The sequence below is a fragment of the Streptomyces lushanensis genome, assembly GCF_001700515.1.
In the GTDB taxonomy this organism is placed as follows: domain Bacteria; phylum Actinomycetota; class Actinomycetes; order Streptomycetales; family Streptomycetaceae; genus Streptomyces; species Streptomyces lushanensis.
The window spans coordinates 1-278 of the sequence record NZ_MAUD01000514.1 but is presented as its reverse complement, the minus strand read 5'-3'; the positions used below and the strand labels follow the sequence as shown (position 1 = coordinate 278).

Here is a 278-nt window from a genome sequence, read left to right as displayed (position 1 = left end):
TCACCGCCGCCGAGGCCGACCGCTCCAAACGGGCCCGGCGCAAACCGCTCACCCACGGCGAGGCACGCCGGACCCTCAAACACTCGAAACTGACGGCCCGTCGTATCCGCGAGGACGGCGACCCGCTCCACGGCAGCTACGCGCCGCCCTGCCGCTCCTGCTCGGCCCTGCTCGCCCACTTCGGCGTACGTCCCGTCGACCCCACCCAGAACGGCTGAGCATGCCCGACCTCGACACCACCCGCTTTCCCGTGCCCGTGGACGCCGCGCTGCGCGAGG

The 278-nt window shown here is 73.0% G+C and carries 1 protein-coding gene; it reads left to right on the top strand.

From position 1 onward, the window contains the following. Positions 1-218: YwqJ-related putative deaminase (locus tag BFF77_RS37355; protein WP_281196656.1), on the top strand; the 218-nt coding region annotated here is incomplete at its 5' end. Positions 219-278: the final 60 nt, after the last annotated feature.